Here is an 18436-nt window from a genome sequence, read left to right as displayed (position 1 = left end):
CCCGGACTTTTCCGGGCCGTCTTTATTTTCTATATCCCTCGCGGGTTCATCCGGGGGGCGCTGCCCCACGTAGAACGTCAGTCATTTGAAGGAATGGATATGAGCGCCGCGCCTGAGCATTTCCCGCCGAACCACCCTGAGGTCAAGATCGGAAAAGTCGGGGTTCTCCTCGTCAATCTCGGCACGCCCGACGGCACCGACTACACCTCCATGCGGCGCTATCTCAAGGAATTCCTGATGGACCGCCGGGTGATCGAATGGTCGCCCTGGTTCTGGTATCCGATCCTGTTCGGCATCGTGCTCAACAAGCGCCCGCAGAAGGTCGGCAAGGCCTATGAGGAGATCTGGAACAAGGACCTGAACGAAAGCTACCTGCGCACCTATACGCGGTCGCAGGCCGAGAAGATGCAGGCGCGGCTCGGCGATCTCGCCAATGTCGTGGTGGATTGGGGCATGCGCTATGGGCAGCCCTCGATCAAGGACCGCATCAATGCATTGAAGGACCAGGGCTGCGACCGAATCCTGCTTTTTCCGCTCTATCCGCAATATGCGGCTGCGACCACCGCCACCGTCAACGACAAGGCCTTCGATGCGCTGAAAGCCATGCGCTGGCAGCCGGCGCTGCGCACCGTGCCGGCCTATCACGACCACCCCGCCTATATCGACGCGCTGGCGAAATCGATCGAGAAGCATCTCGCCAGCCTCGACTGGGAGCCGGAACTGGTGGTGACCTCCTATCACGGCATTCCGCAATCCTATTTCAAGAAGGGCGATCCCTATCACTGCGCCTGCTACAAGACGACGCGTCTGTTGCGTGAACGTCTCGGCTGGGAGAAGGAAAGGCTGATGGTCACCTTCCAGTCGCGCTTCGGACCGGAAGAATGGCTGCAGCCCTATACCGACAAGACCATGGAAAAGCTCGCACAGGACGGCGTCAAACGGATCGCCGTGATCAATCCCGGCTTCGTGTCGGACTGCCTTGAAACGCTGGAGGAAATCGCCGGCGAGGCCGGAGAGATCTTCCATCACGCCGGCGGCGAGAAATTCACCCACATCCCCTGCCTCAACGACAGCGAGGAAGGCATGGACGCGCTCGAGGCGCAGGTGCGCCGCGAACTGATGGGCTGGGTCTGACGAACGAGCCGAACGCCCCTCTTGCAAATAAACGCCCGCCGTCAGACGTATACGTATAGGATGAAGCGGAACAGCAAGAGGGAGCGTTTACGCCATGGAATTCCTGTCCGGAATGGATATCGCCGTCATCGTCGTGGTCGGCCTGATTATCCTCACCCTGTTCGCCGGCATCAAGACGGTGCCGCAGGGCTATAATTACACCGTCGAGCGGTTCCAGAAATACACCCGCACCCTGCATCCCGGCCTCAACCTCATCATTCCCTTCATCGACACGATCGGGGCGAAGATGAATGTGATGGAGCAGGTGCTCGATGTCCCCACACAGGAAGTGATCACCAAGGACAACGCTTCTGTCCGCGCCGATGCGGTGGCCTTCTACCAGGTGCTGAACGCCGCCCAGGCCGCCTATCAGATTTCCAATCTCAACCAGGCGCTTCTCAACCTGACCATGACCAATATCCGCTCGGTTATGGGCTCAATGGATCTCGATGAGCTTCTCTCCAACCGCGACACGATCAACGAGCGCCTCTTGCGCACCGTCGACGACGCCGCCAATCCCTGGGGCATCAAGATCACCCGCGTCGAAATAAAGGATATCACCCCGCCGGCCGACCTCGTCGAATCCATGGGGCGGCAGATGAAGGCGGAGCGCGAGAAACGCGCCCAGGTGCTGGAAGCCGAAGGCTTCCGCGCCTCGCAGATCCTGAAGGCCGAAGGCGCCAAGCAGGCGGCGATCCTGAAAGCCGAAGGCGAGCGTGAAGCCGCGTTCCGTGAAGCCGAGGCCCGCGAGCGCATGGCGCAAGCCGAAGCCAAGGCGACGCAGATGGTGTCGGAAGCCATCGCCGCCGGCGACGTGCAGGCGATCAACTACTTCGTCGCGCAGAAATACACCGAAGCGCTGACCTCGATCGGCACTGCGGGCAATTCCAAGATCGTGCTGATGCCGATGGAGGCTTCTTCGCTGATCGGCACGCTCGGCGGCATCGGCGCCATCGCCAAGGAAGTGTTCGGCGCCGACGGCGCGCCGCCACGTCCCGTCAATCGTATGGCGCAAGCGTCCACGCCTGTGGTCAATCCCTTCGCGCCGCGCACGGATGGCCAGTCATGATCATCGGGCTCATCCAATCGCTGGGACCCTGGAGCTGGGTGATCCTGGGCGCGGCGCTGCTGGCCGCCGAGATCGCTCTACCCGGCAATTTCCTGATCTGGGTGGGTCTGGCCGCCGCGGCGATCGGCGCCGTGTCTCTTGCCGCCTGGAATGCGGCTTGGTGGTCCTGGGAGATTCAGTGGCTGGCCTTCGCCGCCCTGTCCTGCCTGTTCCTGTTCGTCGGCAGGGGCTGGCTTCGTCGAAGGGGCGAGGACAGCGACGAGCCGTTGCTCAACAGGCGCGCCCAAAGCCTGGTCGGCCGCATGGGCGATCTCATCGACCCCATCCACAACGGTTTCGGCCGAGTAAAGCTCGGCGACACGGTCTGGGTCGTCAAAGGGCCCGATCTGCCGGCCGGCGCGAAGGTGAAAGTCGTGGCCGCCGACGGCTCTGATCTTCTGGTGGAGGCCGGTTGACGCCGGCCCCGGGGCGGTTGACGCCGGCTCATATGGTGCGCCGGCCCTCTCCTCAGGCGACGCCGATCCGAAGAAGATCGTGGAAATGCACGATGCCCTGGGGACGATGGTCGTCGTCGATGACGATCAGCGCCGAAATGCTGTATTGCTCGAGAAGCGCCATGGCGGTGGCCGCCAGCACGGCGCCCTTCACCGTCTTGGGATTGGGCGTCATGACATCGTCGACATCCAGCACCGAGAGGTCGCGGGCCAGATTGCGCGCCATGTCGCCTTCGGTGACGATGCCGCAGAGGCGTCCGTCCTCGTCCACCACGCCGACGCAGCCGAAGCGTTTGCGCGACAGCACCAGCACCGCTTCCGGCATCGACGTGCCCTTGGGCACCAGCGGCACGCGGTCGCCGACATGCATGACGTCGCGGACATGCGACAATGTCGCGCCCAGCTTGCCGCCGGGATGGAAGGTCTTGAAATCGCCTGCCGTAAAGCCGCGAGCTTCAAGCAGCGCCACCGCGATGGCGTCGCCGATGGCGAGCTGCATCAGCGCCGACGTTGTCGGCGCCAGTCCATGCGGACAGGCCTCCTGCGACTTCGGCAGGCAGAGAACGATGTCGGCGCTGCGCGCCAATGTCGAATCCGGCCCCGACGTGACCGCGATCAACGGGATCGAGAATCGGCGGGAATAAGCAAGAATGCCCTGAAGCTCGGTGCTTTCCCCGCTCCAGGACAAAGCGATGATGGCGTCGTGCGGCGTGATCATGCCGAGATCGCCGTGATTGGCCTCGACCGGATGCACGAAGAATGCCGGCGTGCCCGTCGAGGCGAGCGTCGCGGCAATCTTGGCGCCGACATGACCGCTCTTGCCGATGCCGGTGACGATGACGCGACCGGAAATGCCGCCCAACCGGGCGATCGCGGCGGTGAAGCTCTCCGACAATCCGTTCGACAGCGCCTTTTCGAGATCGGCGAGCCCCGATTTCTCGGCGCGGATGGTGCGGATCGCGGAGAGGGCGGCGTCGCTCTCGGTCAAGTTCAGAATAGTGTCGTTCATGCCGGTCGTTTACTCCTTCCGCCGCGCTTGTCCAGAGACGGTTCGGCAAAAATCGATTTAAGGCGGCCGCCGAGGCGGCCCGCGTTGCAGCCGGGCCCCAGTTGGAAACGCTTCGTTAACCTTGCTCCTTTACCAATGAGTAATCATTGACGCCAATCACCCGGTTCGCATGTCCAAACGCGCCCTCGACGCCCGCTTAAAGTCGCGCATTCTCTCCTCGCTGCTGATCGCGGCGGGCGCGACCCTCATGTGTGCGGCAGACGCCCGGGCCCAGAGCGCGACCATGGCCCCGCCCTCCGACGAAACCGATCGGACCCGGGCCGCGACGACGACGGACCAGACCGCCGATCCGGGCGACGCGGACGATCAAGCGCTACAGGATGTCCAGCCGACGCCGGATGCCGATATCGACCGGAACGCGGCGGCCGACGCCGCGCTTCGGCAGGATCTCGGCCGGCAAAACCTGTCGGAACAGACCGTCGACGGACTGCGCCCCCGGCGTCCCGAAAGCGAGGAGACGCCGGGCATTCCGGTCGGCGCCTTCACGCTCCGGCCGACGATCACCGGCGGCGCCGGCTTCGAACGCGAGAAATCCAGCGACAGGACCAAGACCCGGTCCTATCTGCAGACCGGGCTGAAGGGCTCGCTGACCTCCAACTGGTCCGAGCACGAATTGCGGATCGACACCAACGGAACCTGGCAGAAGACGCTGAGCGGCTTTAAGAGCGACGATCCCGAAGGCTCGATCAACGCCGCTCTGCGGCTAGACATTTCCAACGACATGATCGCCAATCTGACCGCCGGCTACAGTCTCGAACGCGAGGATATCGGCGACGCCAACGCGATCGACGGGGCGACCAACCAGGCAGAGGTCGCGACCTGGACCGCCGGCGCATCGATCACCCGCGATCTCGGCCTTATCCGCGGCACGCTCGGCGTCGATTTCGAGCGCGAGACCTATGGCGACGCCACGCTGTCGACAGGCCAGCGGCTCGACCAATCCGACCGCAACCAGAACACCGCCACGCTGCGCGGTCGGCTCGGCTACGAATTGTCGCCTGCGCTCATTCCCTTCATCGAAGCCTCCTATGGCCGGATGATCTACGACAATACCCGCGACGGCGCCGGCTATCTGCGCGACGCCGATCTCTACGCCGCCAAGACCGGCGTCGAGTTCGACATGGGCGAAAAACTGCGCGGCGAGATCGGGGCCGGCTATACGATCGCTGACTTCAAGGACGGCAGGCTCGATCAACTCTCCGGCCTGACCATCAACGGCGACGCCAACTGGTCGCCGCAACGTGGGACGGATGTGGCGCTGGGCCTCAAGACCGACGTCGAACCCTCGACTTCCGCGGGATCGAGCGGCTCCATCGCCTATACCACCGACATGGCTCTGACGCAGGTGATCATCGAGGACCTTCGCGGCAAACTTTCGGCCGGCGCGACATGGCGCGACTACAAATCCGCCGCCGCCCACCAGACGGTCTACGATCTCGGCGCGGGCGTCACCTGGGGCATCTCGCGCTCGCTCGACCTGACCGCCGACGTCGCCTGGGAGCGCTCGTCGCAGAAGGGATCGGCGACGCAGGAAACGCTGACCGGCCTGGTGAGTCTCTCGCTGAAACGCTGAGTTTCGGAACTCCTGCAGCCTTTCGTCGTTCTCGACAGAAGCAATGTCAGGAGCGACAAGATGAAAACCGTGATGATCGCAGCGGCCGCCCTTCTGGCCTTTACTCCGCCGCTTTCCGCCCAGGCGGATGACGCAGCGTTTCTCCGTTCCCTGAGCGGCGAATGGAAAGGCGGAGGCTCGGTGAAGACGCGCACGAACCGTGCGCCGATCAACGTGTCCTGCTCCTTCTCGTCGGTCGGCAAAGCGACGTCTTTGTCGCTGAACGGCAAATGTCGTGGCTTCGTGGTGATCAGCCGGCGGATCGGCGCCGATCTCAAGATCGCCAAAGGCCGTTATCGCGGCACCTATGTCGGCGCAGGCACCGGGCCAGCCGGTCTTTCCGGCAAACGCGCCGGCAATGCGCTGCAGCTCGACATTCGCTGGGCGAAATCCGTCAACGGCGACCGCAGCGCCCGGTTGACGGTGGAAAAGGTCGGCGCGAACGGCATGCGGCTGGTGACCACCGACCGCGATCCCGCCAGCGGAAAAACGGTCGTGACGAGTGAGATCGACCTGAAGCGCAATTGACTTCGTCATGCGTCGGATCGTCCGACCATGAGGGTCGGTCCCGGCGCCATGCGCGCGATCAGACGAGCGAACTCCCTTCCATGGATTTCCGGAGACCCAGATGCAGACCACATGGTGGCAGTCCGAGACCGTCTATCAAATCTATCCGAGAAGCTTTTTCGACAGCAATGGCGATGGGATCGGCGATATCGCCGGCATCACCTCACGGCTGGATTATCTGCAGCGGCTCGGCATCGGTCTTCTCTGGTTGTCGCCGATCTTCAAGTCGCCGATGGACGACAACGGTTACGACATTTCGGATTACCAGGCGATCGCCCCTGAATTCGGGAGTTTCGACGATTTCGACGAACTTCTCTCGGAAGCGAGGAAGCGGGATATCGGCATTCTCCTCGACCTCGTCGTCAACCACACATCAGACGAGCATGTCTGGTTTCAGGAAGCCCGTAAATCGCGCGACAACCCGTTCCGCGACTATTACGTCTGGCGCGACCCCACCGACAAAGGCGGCCTGCCCAACCAGCTGAATTCGGATTTCGGCGGCCCGGCCTGGACATTTGAATCCGCCACCGGCCAATATTACTTCCACCAGTTCTCGCATCGGCAACCGGACCTGAACTGGGAGAACGCCGATATGCGCCGGGACATCTACGGCATGATGAACTGGTGGCTGGACAAGGGCATCGCCGGCTTCCGCATGGACGTGATCGACCGCATCGGCAAGCAGGTCGACGAGGGCGTGACGACGGACGGTCCGCATCTGCACGACTATCTTCAGGAAATGCATCGCGAAACCCTCGCCGGGCGCGATGTGCTGACCGTCGGCGAAGCCTGGAGCGCCACGCCGGGGTCGGCGCTGCTTTATACCGGCCGCGCCCGAAACGAATTGTCGATGATCTTCCAGTTCGAGCATGTGACGCAGCAATGGGACAAGGTCTATGGCAAATGGAAGCCGAAGCCCTTCGATCTCGTCGGCCTCAAATCCGTGCTCGGCAAATGGCAGATGGCGCTATCCGACGACGGCTGGAACTCGCTGTTCTGGGGCAATCACGATCTGCCGCGCGCGGTCTCGCGCTATGGCGACGCCGCGGGCTTCCACCGCGAATCCGCCACCATGCTCGCCACCGCGCTGCATTTCCTCAAGGGCACGCCCTTCGTCTATCAGGGCGAGGAGATCGGCATGACCAACGCCGCCTTTTCGTCGATCGATCAATACAAGGACATCGAGACGTTGAACATGCACCGGCTGCATGTCGAAGCAGGCCGTTCTTCGGAAGAGTTCATCGCCGGCGCCAACCAGAACGGTCGCGACAATGCACGCACGCCCATGCAATGGAGCGCCGCGCCGAATGGCGGTTTCACCACCGGCGTGCCCTGGATCGAGACCAATCCCAACTTCCTGCGCATCAACGCCGAAACGGAAATGGGTGACGAGCGCTCGATCTGGAATCATTACCGGCGGCTGATCGAGCTTCGCAAGCGCCACCCGATCATGGTGCATGGCGCATTTCAATCCTATCTCGACCAGCATCCCAAGCTCTTCGTCTATACACGCCGGCTGGGCGACGAGCGCATCGTCGTGATGGCCAACTTCAGCGCCGATATCGTGACCGCTACGCTGCCGACGGAGCTCTCGACGCAAGGACGGACACTGATCACCAATTACGAGCCGCGCGAACGGCTGGAAGGAAATATCGAGATGAAGCCCTACGAGGCCTTCGCCCTGCTGGAAGAGACGCTGGTCGCCGTCGCCGACGACAACAAAGCCGAGAGCGCCCTACCCGCAGAACTGACAAAGGCGTTGGAGCCGCAGGCATGATCGCCGAGCGTCATTACCCGATCGGGGCTGAACTGTGGGAAGACGGCTGCGCCTTCCGGCTCTGGGCGCCGGAGCGCGACAGAGTGGATCTTGTCCTCGACGACCACGACCATCCTATGGAGAGAGAGGCGGACGGCTATTTCTCGCTGGCTGTTGCCGGCGTCAAGGAAGGCGCTCTCTACCATTTCAGGCTGGACGGCGGCGAGGCGCTGTTTGCTGATCCCGCCTCGCGCCGACAGCCCGAGGGACCGACCGGTCCGTCGATGGTCGTCAACGCGCATTCCTTCGTCTGGCAAGACGCCGGTTGGACGGGCGTCGTCCGCGACGGCCAAGTGGTCTATGAAATGCATATCGGGACTTTCACACCCGAAGGCACATGGGCGGCAGCGGCCAAGATGCTGCCGCGTCTCCAGGAGATCGGCGTCACCGTCGTCGAGATGATGCCCGTCAATGAATTCGACGGCGCCTTCGGCTGGGGATATGACGGCGTATTGCCGTTTGCGCCGACGCGGCTTTACGGGAGCCCCGACGACCTGAAGGCCTTCATCGACACCGCGCATTCGCTCGGCATCGGCGTCATCCTCGACGTCGTCTACAATCACTTCGGCCCAGGCCACCGCTTCAAGGATTTCAGCCGCTTCTATTTCAGCCAGGGACCGGCCAACGAATGGGGCGAGGCGATCAATTTCGATAGCGAGAATTCGGGTCCGGTGCGGGAATTCTTCATCGCCAACGCCGCCTACTGGATCGAGGAATTTCACTTCGACGGGTTGCGCATCGACGCCATCCAGGCGCTGATCGACAAGACGCGGCCGCATATCGTCGGCGAGATCAGCCGGGCCTGCCGCCGCGCCGGCAAGGGACGCGCCATCTACATCGTCGGCGAGAACGAGCCGCAGGAAGCCCGACTGGTCAAGCCGCTGGAAGAAGGCGGCGACGGGCTGGATTCGTTGTGGAACGATGATTTCCACCATTCCGCCAAGGTCGCGCTGACCGGGCGCAACGAAGCCTATCTCCATGATCACAGGGGCGCGCCGCAGGAATTCATCGCCGCCGCAAAATACGGCTATCTCTTTCAGGGACAGCGTCATGATTGGCAGGACTATCGGCGCGGATCGCCGTCGCTCGACCTGAAGCCGTCGCATTTCATCCATTTCCTGCAGAACCATGACCAGATCGCCAACTCCGCCAAGGGGTTGCGGATGTCGAGCCTGGCCTCGCCGCCACGCATTCGCGCCATGACGGCGCTTTTGATGTTGGGGCCACAGACGCCGATGCTGTTTCAGGGGCAGGAATTCGGCGCCGCCACCAATTTCCACTATTTCGCCGACCAGCCGCATTCCGATACGAAAGCCTTGGTGCGCAATGGCCGCTCGGATTTTCTGAGCCAGTTTCCGTCCATCCGCGACCCCGAGATCAAGGCCGGCCTCGCCGATCCCTGTGACCGGGCCACATTCGAGTCTTCGCGGCTCGACTGGTCGGAATGGGAAAAGAACATATCGGCTCGCGCCCTGCATGCCGATCTCGTCTCGCTCAGGCGCGGCCAACCGGCTTTCAGGAGCGCAGCCGATGACCGGCGGGTCGACGGCTCGGTCCTGTCGACAAACGCGTTTTTCCTGCGTTTCTTCGCTGACGAGAGCGCCGGCGATCTTCTGCTGATCCTCAATTTCGGAGCGGACCTGCCTGTGACGAGCGTGCCGGATCCATTGTTCGCCGCGCCGGCGGGATGCGAGTGGAGTCTCCTCTGGTCGAGCGAATGGAGCCGCTATGGCGGGACGGGCCAGCGGCCGATCGACCTGATGAACCGTTTCTTGCTGTCCGCAGACAGCGCCCTAGTCTTTGCCGGCAAACCAGAAATACCGAGATCGAGACGCGACGCGGCCGGCGTGAAAGCCTGGCAGGACCAGATTACGTTTTGAGATCGGCCAGAGCTCGCGCCAGCGTCCGCATATCCTCGGTAAAGGCGGCGCGCGCTTCGGCGACGGCTTCGGGAGAGCCGGCGCGCAGCACCGCAGAAGGATGGATGGTGATGAAGACGGGCGTATCGTCCTCGGACATCTCGAGCATGCCGCGCCGTTTGAGGATGCCGTCGCCATCCCCGGTGACGGCATAGGCGGCGGTCGCTCCAAGCGCGACGATAAGCTTCGGCCGAGTAAATTGTTTCTCCAGATCCAGCCACCAGCGGCAGGCGATGACCTCGCCCTTGTCGGGCCGCTTGTGGATGCGTCGTTTGCCGCGCGGTTCGAATTTGAAATGCTTCACGGCATTGGTGACATAGGCCTGCCGTCGGTCGATCCCCGCTTCTTCGAGCGCGGCATTGAACACCTTTCCGGCGGGGCCCACAAAGGGACGCCCGGCGAGATCTTCCTGATCGCCCGGCTGCTCGCCGATGAACATCAACGGGTTCTTCGTTTCGCCTTCGCCGAATACGGTCTGAGTGGCGTTGCAATAAAGCCCGCAACGTGTGCAATGACGCGCCTGCGACTTCGCTTCCTCCAGAGTGTCGGGAACCTTTTCCCTGTCGGGCATGTCGACTTGTCCCACGCGGCTCAAAATGCGCTCGGCGCGCGGCGACGGCAGCGTCGGCATGGCCGCGCGCATTTCCTGCACCTGCCGTTCGGCGCCGGCGATGAGTTCGGGAATGAGCCGGGCTTCCGGAAGGTTCTTCCAGTATTTGACCGGCATTTCGCTCTTCATCGCCTTCACCTTCAGGCGGGCGGGATTGAAGATGTTGCGATAATAGGTGCGCCAGAGATCGTCGGCTGCGTCGTCAGGCATATCGGGCCGGCCCTCGCAGGGCGAGATGGACAAGGCGCCATCGAGAAACAGAGCCGCGGCGCCGGGCGTCACGATCATCCAGTCCATATCGGCGAAGCGGCGTGCGAAGAAGGGCGCGGTGCGCTCCAGAATGAAATGGTCGGGCTCGAACCAGGCGACGAAGCGCCGTCGGTCTCCCTCCCCTCCGACTTCGCGGAAGCGGACGAAAGCCTTCATCTTGTGGCTGTCGCGCCGGACGGATTTCTCCATCGCCATGAGCGCCGCGACATCGCGGTCGGACCGATCCTGCAGGATGCTGCGATCCGCCTGCAGCCGAAACAGCAGGCGGTAAGGCAGGCTGAAACGCTCCGGACCGGAATGGCAGAGCGCGGCCTCGGCGAGCGGCAGGAAAGCCGCGGGAATGCGCGGCTCCTGAATAGGCGTGTATCTCGCCTCATCCGCCATATCGAAGCCGCCGAAGAGATCGCCGCCCTCGCCTTCCACGCGCCAGGACACGACCTCGGGTGGCGCGCCCTTCAGCAACAGCGTGCGCGCTTCGCTCCGCCAGGCCTCGGCAAAGCCCAGTTTCGGCAGGATGACGGAAACCATCAGAACAGCGACAATTGTTGCGGCGCCGGCTGGAATCGCGCCTTGAGGCCCTCGGAATCGGTGAGCCCACGCGGGTTCCAGTCGACACAGGAGATGAAGGGCCGGGCCTTGCTCATCACCGCGCCGAGCCGCACGAGGTCGTCATAGCGCAGCGACTTGACCCGCCGCGACGTGAGGATGCGTCCGACGGATTTGGAGCCGAAGCCGGGCACGCGCAGCAGCGTCTCCTTGCCCGCCTTGTTGACGTCGACGGGAAAGGCGCCGCGATTGGCGAGCGCCCAGGCGAGCTTGGGATCGAGGCCGAGATCCAGCATGCCGCCCGGCTGCGCCGACATGATCTCGCGGGCGGAGAAGCCGTAGAAACGAGTCAGCCAATCGGCCTGGTAAAGCCGGTGCTCGCGGATCAGCGGCGGCTTTATCAGGGGCAGCGCGGACGACGAATCCGGAATCGGGCTGAAGGCGGAATAATAGACGCGGCGCAGCTGGTAGCCGGAATAAAGGCTTTCGCTGCGCACGAGAATATCCTCGTCCGTGCTGGCGTCGGCGCCGATGATCATCTGCGTGCTCTGGCCAGCCGGCGTGAAGCGCTTCTTCTTCTTGGTGATCGGGCTGGGTTCGGAATGTTCGTCGATCTTGAGCCGAAGATCGGCCATGGATTTGCGAATCGACACCGGGCTCTTCTGCGGCGCATAGCGCGTCACGGACTGGTCCTGCGGCAATTCGATATTGATCGACAGGCGGTCGGCGAAGAGCCCCGCCTCCTCCACCAAAGCGGGGGCGGCGTCCGGAATGGTCTTGAGGTGGATATAGCCGCGGAAATTGTGAACCTGACGCAGGTCGCGTGCGATGCGCACCATATCCGCCATCGTGTCGTCGGGCGATTTGATGATGCCGGAGGACAGGAACAGGCCCTCGATATAATTGCGGCGATAGAATTCGATCGTCAGCCAGACCACTTCGTCGGGCGTGAACCGCGCCCGCTGCACATTCGACGACGCCCGGTTGATGCAATAGGCGCAATCATAGATGCAGAAATTGGTCATCAGGATCTTGAGCAGCGAGATACAGCGTCCATCCGGCGCATAAGCGTGGCATATACCCATGCTTTCGGTGGAGCCGAGCCCCTTGCCATCAGCCGAATTGCGCTTGGTCGTTCCGGAGGAGGCGCAGGAGGCGTCATATTTCGCGGCGTCCGAGAGGATCGCCAGCTTGTCCCGAATCTTGAGCTGAACCATGCGTTCACTTTATGTTCTAAAGACCTAAAATGCAAGCCGTGTCGAAAGCCTGCGTTTTTCTACGCAGGCTTCGATAAGCCGGATCGGCGAAAACGATGGATCAGTGATTGTGCCGGGGCGGCGTCTTGGCGATCTGGCGGAAGTCCGCCGCGCCGTCGATCACCGCGCCGTCGGACAATTGAGTCACGGTTTGGCGGTAGAGCCGCTGCCAGGGAGTTGCGTCCGGGGGAACTTTTGGAATGCCGTCCTGCTTGCGTTTGGCGATCTCGGCCTCATCCACCAGCATGTCGCAGAGACCCTGATTGAAGTCGATGCGGATGACGTCGCCGGTGCGCACCCAGGCGAGCCCACCGCCGGCGGCGCTTTCGGGCGAGGCGTTGAGGATCGAGGGACTGTCGGCGGTGCCGGACTGGCGCCCGTCGCCGATGGTCGGCAGGCTCTTGATTCCGCGCTTGAGGATATGATCCGGCGGCTGCATGTTGACCACCTCCGCCGATCCCGGCCAGCCCAGGGGACCCGCGCCGCGGATCACGAGAATCGTGCGCTCGTCGATATCGAGAGCGGGATCGTTGATCCGGGCGTGATAATCTTCGGAGCCGTCGAACACCACGGCCTTGCCCTCGAACACGCCTTCGCGGCCCGGCTCGGAGAGATAGCGGCTGCGGAAATCCTCCGACACCACGCTCATTTTCATGATGGCGAAATCGAACAGATTGCCCTTGAGCACCAGGAAGCCGGCGCGGTCCTTGAGCGGCGCGGCAAATGGCTTGATCACCTCGCGGTCTACGGCTTCGCGTCCCTCCAGATTCTCAGCCATGGCCTTGCCGGTGATGGTGCGACAGTCGCCGGCCAGCTTGCCGGCCTGCATCAGCTCCCACATGATCGCCGGCGTACCGCCGGCGCGGTGATAGCGCTCGCCGAGATAGGCGCCCGCCGGCTGGACATTGGCGAGCAGCGGGATGTCGAAACCGTGAACCTGCCAGTCCTCGGGATGGAGTTCGACGCCGGCATGCTTGGCCATGGCGGCGAGATGCGGCTGGGCGTTGGTCGAGCCTCCGATGGCGGAATTGACCTTGATCGCGTTCAGGAAGGCGTCGCGCGTCAGGATGTCGGACGGCTTGAGGTCCTCCCAGACGATCTCGACGGCGCGCCGGCCGGTGCGATAGGCCATCTGGCCGCGCTCGCGATAGGCGGCGGGGATCGCGCCGCAACCTGTCAGCGACAGGCCGAGCGCTTCGGCGAGCGCATTCATGGTCGAGGCCGTGCCCATCGTGTTGCAATGGCCGATCGACGGGGCGGAATCGAGCGCGGCCTGCAGGAATTCCTCACGATCGATTTCGCCGGCTGCGTATTTGCGCCGCATGCGCCAGATCACCGTGCCGGAGCCCGCTAATTCCCCCTCATGCCAGCCATCGAGCATCGGCCCGCCCGAGAGCACGATGGCGGGAATATCGACCGTGGAGGCCGCCATGATCGCCGAGGGCGTCGTCTTATCGCAGCCGGTCGTCAGCACGACCCCGTCGAGCGGATAGCCGTAGAGCACTTCGACCAGGCCGAGATAAGCGAGGTTGCGGTCGAGCGCCGCCGTCGGGCGCTTGCAGTTTTCGAAGATCGGATGGGTCGGAAATTCAATCGGAATGCCGCCGGCGTCCCGGATGCCGTCGCGCACCCGTTTGGCGAGATCGACATGGTGGCGATTGCAGGGGGTGAGATCGCTGCCTGACTGCGCGATGCCGATGATCGGCTTGCCGGAGCGCAATTCCTCGGGCGTCACGCCGTAATTCATGAAACGCTCGAGATAGAGCGCGGTCATGTCGATATGGTCGGGATTGTCGAACCAGTCCTGCGACCGCAGACGACGTCTCTCGTGTTGACCGGACATGGCGCTCCTCCTTCATGCTGGCTGCGCTAGCTCTATCGCTGGCGCAGGCGCCAAACAAGGGCGAAGGCGCCGCGTTCCGGCTTGGACTTTGATCGGAGGCCGTGTACAGCGCGAGCGACGTGACGATGGAGCGCCCATGACCCAGATAATGATCCCGCTTGCCGGCGAATTAGGCCCCGACGGCCACCGGCTCACCCAGCGCGTCTATTACGAGGACACGGACTTCTCCGGCGTCGTCTATCACGCCCGCTACCTGCATTTTCTCGAGCGCGGCCGCACCGACTTCCTGCGTTGCCTCGGCGTCGAACAGGCGGAGATGGTGGTGGACGGCGAAAAGGCCGCTTTCGTCGTCCGTCACATGGAGATCGATTTTCTCGCCTCGGCCCGCATGGACGATATTCTGACAGTGCTGACACGAACCGAGACAGCGGCGGGCGCCCGCATGGTGTTGCGGCAGACGATCCTGAAAGATCAAACACAGCTGATGGAGGCGACGGTGACCATCGCGCTGATCAACACCGCGGGCCGGCCCCGTCGCTTATCTATGGATTTACAACAGAAAATGCTGAATATGTGAGGCGTGTTCACATTTTTGCTGCAACGCGATATGGAGAATTAAGAAACCCTAAAAGAATCCTGTTCCCTTGGGAACAGACCTATGCTTAAAAGCACCCTAATCGACTGCATGTCCAGTTGAGGGGGAGGCCGAGGCAATGCAATACTTCGTCATGACAGCGATGACTATTCTTGCTTTTCTTGTCGCGGCGACCGCCACGGGGGGACCTTCGGGCAATGTCTCCGGCGACACCGTCGTCAACCACTCCGACGACGTCGCGACAAACGACAAGAATTGCGTCGTCCGTCGCGACTGGGCGACGGATTTCCATGGCAGTCCCTATCTGAGGAAAACCCGCATCTGCGGCTGAGCCGGGATGGGAAAAGTGCGATCCACGACGACCGATGGAAGTTCGATCCTGGGCGCCTACAAAAGTAGGTGGGCGCCATGTGCTCCAGCCCACAGGCCAAAACAGGGACAGCTCCCATAAGATCGAGTATGGCCCCAAGGAAAATTTTTCCTGTCGAGAGGCGCAGACCGCAACTTCAATATAGTGATTTTCTGGGGAAACAAAAGGGACAACCTTCGAAAAAGCTCAGGCCTGTTCGCGCGGCCCTTCGAGCTTGGCGGAGATCTCCTTCACCTGCTGGGCAATCTCGCTGATCATGCCCGCGACCGCCGCGTCATTGCGTTCCGCGGCTGCGTTTGCGCCTTCGCGGGTCTTGCGAAGCCCTTCGACCTCCTGGAGCAAGGCGGTCTTGGCGCGATTGGCTTCGAACAGTTCGTCCATCACCATGATCCCTGCCATCACCGTCAGCCTGAGATCGCCGATCTCGCCGAACTGCCTCTTGAGATGGATGACATATTGGTCGAAAGTCTGGGCCAGTCCGGTGAGATGTTCTTCCTGCCCTTCCTCGCACGCCATGCGATAGGATTTGCCGTCGATCGTCACTGTGACTTGAGCCATGCCTACGCACCCATACCGGTCTGTCAGCGGTCGAGAACCGCCCTTATTGTTTCCATGGCCGTCACGAGGCGCCTCGAGACTTCGCGATTGACTTCTTCGAGCCGATTGGCCCGGAACTGCGAGTGATCCAGTTCCTGCGCCAACCGCGAGCGATCCGCATGCGTGCGCCTCACTTCCGCCTCGAGTTCGGCGGAGTCGCGCTCCCGATCGAACCGGCGGTCGATCGCGCGGTCGAGGTCTCCGAGCGCGCGGCGCAACTCCTCGAAAGCCGACATGACTGCTGGCCCTGCTTGCATCGTCCCTGTCATCCAAAAAGCGGCGAATCGCGTTTGCCGCGCTCACCGTGCGAGAAGCCCGATAGTAAGGGAAGGCTCCTTCATCCGTCAATCGATCAAAACATCGGTAAATCAGGCTATTCTGTGGAAGAGTTGCAGTGCCGCTTCGCACCCTTTCCGCTTGCCATTGGAAAGAGTGCGATTGACGACGCACAAATATTGGCCGCAAGCCTCGCGCATATGCGCGTATTTTCGGCGTCTTTGTTGACTCAGTCCGCCCAACTGCTATGTGTCCCCTGCTTTGACGGCAGTCGACAAGGCTGCCTCCTTCCATTTTCCGGAGCCGTCGACGACATGATCTCACGCGAAACACACGACCGGATGGCGAATGCGATCCGTTTCCTCTCCATGGACGCCGTGGAAAAGGCCAATTCGGGTCACCCTGGCCTGCCGATGGGCGCCGCCGATGTGGCGACCGTGCTGTTCACCCGCTATCTGAAATTCGACCCCAAGGCTCCGCACTGGCCCGATCGCGACCGCTTCGTGCTGTCCGCCGGCCATGGCTCGATGCTGCTCTATTCGCTCCTCTATCTCACCGGCTACGAGGACATGACGATCGACGACATCAAGTCGTTCCGCCAGCTGCACGCCAAGACCGCCGGCCACCCCGAATACGGCCACGCCTCGGGCATCGAGACGACCACCGGACCGCTCGGCCAGGGCATCGCGACCTCGGTGGGCATGGCGATCGCCGAAAAGAAGCTCGCGCAGGAATTCGGAAGCGACCTTCAGGATCACTTCACCTATGTGCTCGCCGGCGACGGCTGCCTGATGGAAGGCATCAGCCAGGAAGCGATTTCGCTGGCCGGCCATCTCAGGCTCAACAAGCTGATCGTCTTCTGGGACGACAACAACATCACCATCGACGGCGCGGTCTCCATGGCCGACTCCACCGACCAGCACGCCCGCTTCCGCGCCTCGGGCTGGAACACCATCGCCGTCGACGGCCATGATCCGGACGCGATCGCCGCGGCGATCGAAACCGCCCAGAAGTCCGACAAGCCCACCATGATCGCCTGCAAGACGGTGATCGGTTTCGGCGCGCCCAACAAGGCCGGCACCCACAAGGTGCATGGTTCGCCGCTCGGCGCCGACGAAATCGCCGCCGCCCGCGCGGCGCTGAACTGGGAATCCGAAGCCTTCGTGGTGCCCGCCGACGTTCTCTCGGCCTGGCGCGAGTCGGGCGTCCGCTCCGCTGACGCGCACAAGGCCTGGGCCGGTCGCCTGCTGGCCTCGGACAAGAAGGACGAGTTCAACCGTCGCTTCTCCGGCGAACTGCCGAAGAACCTGGATGACGCGATCGCCGCTTACAAGCAGAAGCTGGCCGACGGCAAGCCCACGCTCGCCACCCGCAAGGCGTCCGAAGACGCGCTGGAAGTCATCAATGGCGTGGTTGCCGAAACGATCGGCGGCTCCGCCGACCTGACCGGCTCCAACAACACCAAGACCAGCCAGACCGCCTCGATCACGCCCACCGATTTCTCGGGTCGTTACCTGCATTACGGCATCCGCGAGCACGGCATGGCGGCGGCGATGAACGGCATCGCGCTGCATGGCGGCCTGATCCCCTATTCCGGCGGCTTCCTGATCTTCTCGGACTACTGCCGTCCGTCGATCCGCCTCGCCGCGCTGATGGGCATCCGCGTCATCCATGTGCTGACGCATGACTCGATCGGGCTGGGCGAAGACGGCCCGACCCACCAGCCGGTGGAACAGATGGCGGCGCTGCGCGCCATCCCGAACCTGGTGATGTTCCGCCCGGCCGACGCCACCGAGACGGTGGAATGCTGGCAGGCCGCGCTCGAAGCCAAGGATCATCCCTCGGGCATCGCGCTCACCCGCCAGAACCTCGCCGCCATGCGCACCACCTATTCGGCCGAAAATCTCTCGGCCAAGGGCGCTTATGTGCTGCAGGACGCCGCCGACGCCCAGGCGACCATCTTCGCCTCCGGTTCGGAAGTCGAAATCGCCGTGAAGGCCAAGGCGCTGCTCGCCGACAAGGGTATTGCCGCCCGCGTCGTCTCCGTGCCGAGCTTCGAACTGTTCGAAGCCCAGTCTGACGAATACAAGGCCTCCGTTCTCGGCTCCGCCAAGGTCAAGGTCGGCGTCGAAGCCGCCATCCGCCAGGGCTGGGACCGCTTCATCGGCTCCGACGGCGTGTTCATCGGCATGAAGGGCTTCGGCGCTTCGGGCCCCTACAAGGAGCTTTACAGCTATTTCGGCATCACGCCGGAAGCGATCGCCGACGCCGTCGTCGCCAAGCTCGCCTGATTCATTCGACGAGACCGGCCCCCGGGGCCGGTCTTTCGCCTCCTGTTCGTTCCATCACGTCCC

General features: G+C 62.8%; 16 protein-coding genes and 1 other RNA gene. 10 read left to right on the top strand and 7 right to left on the bottom strand.

Annotation, left to right across the window (positions count from 1 at the left end; genetic code table 11):
* Positions 1-99: 99 nt before the first annotated feature.
* The 3 genes from hemH to OCK01_RS09500 all read left to right on the top strand — a co-directional run bounded on the left by hemH (position 100) and on the right by OCK01_RS09500 (position 2697).
* Positions 100-1134 (top strand): ferrochelatase, encoded by a 1035-nt coding sequence (gene hemH / locus OCK01_RS09510; protein ID WP_263823731.1) that lies wholly within the window; start codon positions 100-102, stop codon positions 1132-1134.
* A 103-nt stretch (positions 1135-1237) separates the two neighbouring features.
* Positions 1238-2242 carry an SPFH domain-containing protein gene (locus OCK01_RS09505; protein ID WP_263824014.1) on the top strand — a complete coding sequence of 335 codons (1005 nt, stop codon included), beginning with the start codon at positions 1238-1240 and terminating at the stop codon, positions 2240-2242.
* The gene (locus OCK01_RS09500; RefSeq protein ID WP_263823730.1) at positions 2239-2697 is read left to right on the top strand and encodes an NfeD family protein; all 459 of its coding nucleotides are present in this window, start codon (positions 2239-2241) and stop codon (positions 2695-2697) included. Before OCK01_RS09505 ends, OCK01_RS09500 begins: the two co-directional genes overlap by 4 nt.
* 52 nt (positions 2698-2749) lie before the next feature.
* Here the strand turns inward: OCK01_RS09500 and OCK01_RS09495 are convergent, their stop codons facing one another.
* Positions 2750-3745, bottom strand: a complete 996-nt coding sequence (locus OCK01_RS09495) for a KpsF/GutQ family sugar-phosphate isomerase (RefSeq protein ID WP_263823729.1) — start codon at positions 3743-3745, stop codon at positions 2750-2752.
* A gap of 169 nt (positions 3746-3914) precedes the next feature.
* On the opposite strand from OCK01_RS09495, the gene OCK01_RS09490 reads away from it, so the two are divergent.
* From OCK01_RS09490 to treZ, 4 genes are all read left to right on the top strand, one after another.
* Positions 3915-5378 (top strand): outer membrane beta-barrel protein, encoded by a 1464-nt coding sequence (locus OCK01_RS09490; RefSeq protein ID WP_263823728.1) that lies wholly within the window; start codon positions 3915-3917, stop codon positions 5376-5378.
* A gap of 60 nt (positions 5379-5438) precedes the next feature.
* Positions 5439-5945, top strand: coding sequence for a hypothetical protein (locus OCK01_RS09485; protein WP_263823727.1), 507 nt, complete (start codon positions 5439-5441; stop codon positions 5943-5945).
* 100 nt (positions 5946-6045) lie between these two features.
* Positions 6046-7761, top strand: coding sequence for a glycoside hydrolase family 13 protein (locus OCK01_RS09480; RefSeq protein WP_263823726.1), 1716 nt, complete (start codon positions 6046-6048; stop codon positions 7759-7761).
* Positions 7758-9680 carry a malto-oligosyltrehalose trehalohydrolase gene (treZ, locus tag OCK01_RS09475; RefSeq protein ID WP_263823725.1) on the top strand — a complete coding sequence of 641 codons (1923 nt, stop codon included), beginning with the start codon at positions 7758-7760 and terminating at the stop codon, positions 9678-9680. The genes OCK01_RS09480 and treZ overlap by 4 nt, the downstream gene beginning before the upstream one ends.
* Here treZ and OCK01_RS09470 read toward each other — a convergent pair.
* From OCK01_RS09470 to OCK01_RS09460, 3 genes are all read right to left on the bottom strand, one after another.
* The gene (locus OCK01_RS09470; RefSeq protein WP_263823724.1) at positions 9670-11127 is read right to left on the bottom strand and encodes a UdgX family uracil-DNA binding protein; all 1458 of its coding nucleotides are present in this window, start codon (positions 11125-11127) and stop codon (positions 9670-9672) included. The genes treZ and OCK01_RS09470 overlap by 11 nt on opposite strands.
* Positions 11127-12362: a putative DNA modification/repair radical SAM protein gene (locus OCK01_RS09465; protein WP_263823723.1), complete on the bottom strand. Its 1236-nt coding sequence runs from the start codon at positions 12360-12362 to the stop codon at positions 11127-11129. The genes OCK01_RS09470 and OCK01_RS09465 overlap by 1 nt, the downstream gene beginning before the upstream one ends.
* A gap of 100 nt (positions 12363-12462) precedes the next feature.
* The gene (locus OCK01_RS09460) at positions 12463-14244 is read right to left on the bottom strand and encodes an IlvD/Edd family dehydratase (RefSeq protein WP_263823722.1); all 1782 of its coding nucleotides are present in this window, start codon (positions 14242-14244) and stop codon (positions 12463-12465) included.
* Positions 14245-14380: 136 nt separating this feature from the next.
* On the opposite strand from OCK01_RS09460, the gene ybgC reads away from it, so the two are divergent.
* Positions 14381-14821, top strand: coding sequence for a tol-pal system-associated acyl-CoA thioesterase (gene ybgC / locus OCK01_RS09455; RefSeq protein WP_263823721.1), 441 nt, complete (start codon positions 14381-14383; stop codon positions 14819-14821).
* Between the two features lie 136 nt (positions 14822-14957).
* Entirely contained in the window at positions 14958-15170 is a 213-nt protein-coding gene (locus OCK01_RS09450; protein WP_263823720.1) for a hypothetical protein, read from the top strand.
* A gap of 15 nt (positions 15171-15185) precedes the next feature.
* Here the strand turns inward: OCK01_RS09450 and ssrS are convergent.
* The 3 genes from ssrS to OCK01_RS09435 form a co-directional block, all read right to left on the bottom strand.
* A non-coding RNA gene (gene ssrS / locus OCK01_RS09445) (6S RNA) lies at positions 15186-15342 on the bottom strand.
* A gap of 53 nt (positions 15343-15395) precedes the next feature.
* Positions 15396-15767: a cell division protein ZapA gene (locus tag OCK01_RS09440; protein ID WP_182828289.1), complete on the bottom strand. Its 372-nt coding sequence runs from the start codon at positions 15765-15767 to the stop codon at positions 15396-15398.
* A 23-nt stretch (positions 15768-15790) separates the two neighbouring features.
* A complete protein-coding gene (locus OCK01_RS09435) occupies positions 15791-16063 on the bottom strand; it encodes a DUF4164 domain-containing protein (protein WP_137155966.1) in 273 nt (90 codons plus the stop codon).
* A 333-nt stretch (positions 16064-16396) separates the two neighbouring features.
* On the opposite strand from OCK01_RS09435, the gene tkt reads away from it, so the two are divergent.
* Positions 16397-18373, top strand: a complete 1977-nt coding sequence (tkt, locus tag OCK01_RS09430) for a transketolase (RefSeq protein ID WP_263823719.1) — start codon at positions 16397-16399, stop codon at positions 18371-18373.
* Positions 18374-18436: the final 63 nt, after the last annotated feature.

Origin of the sequence: Rhizobium sp. TRM95796, assembly GCF_025779995.1 — a bacterium.
Lineage (GTDB): Bacteria > Pseudomonadota > Alphaproteobacteria > Rhizobiales > Rhizobiaceae > Rhizobium_E.
This window is presented reverse-complemented; position numbering and strand designations above follow the sequence as displayed.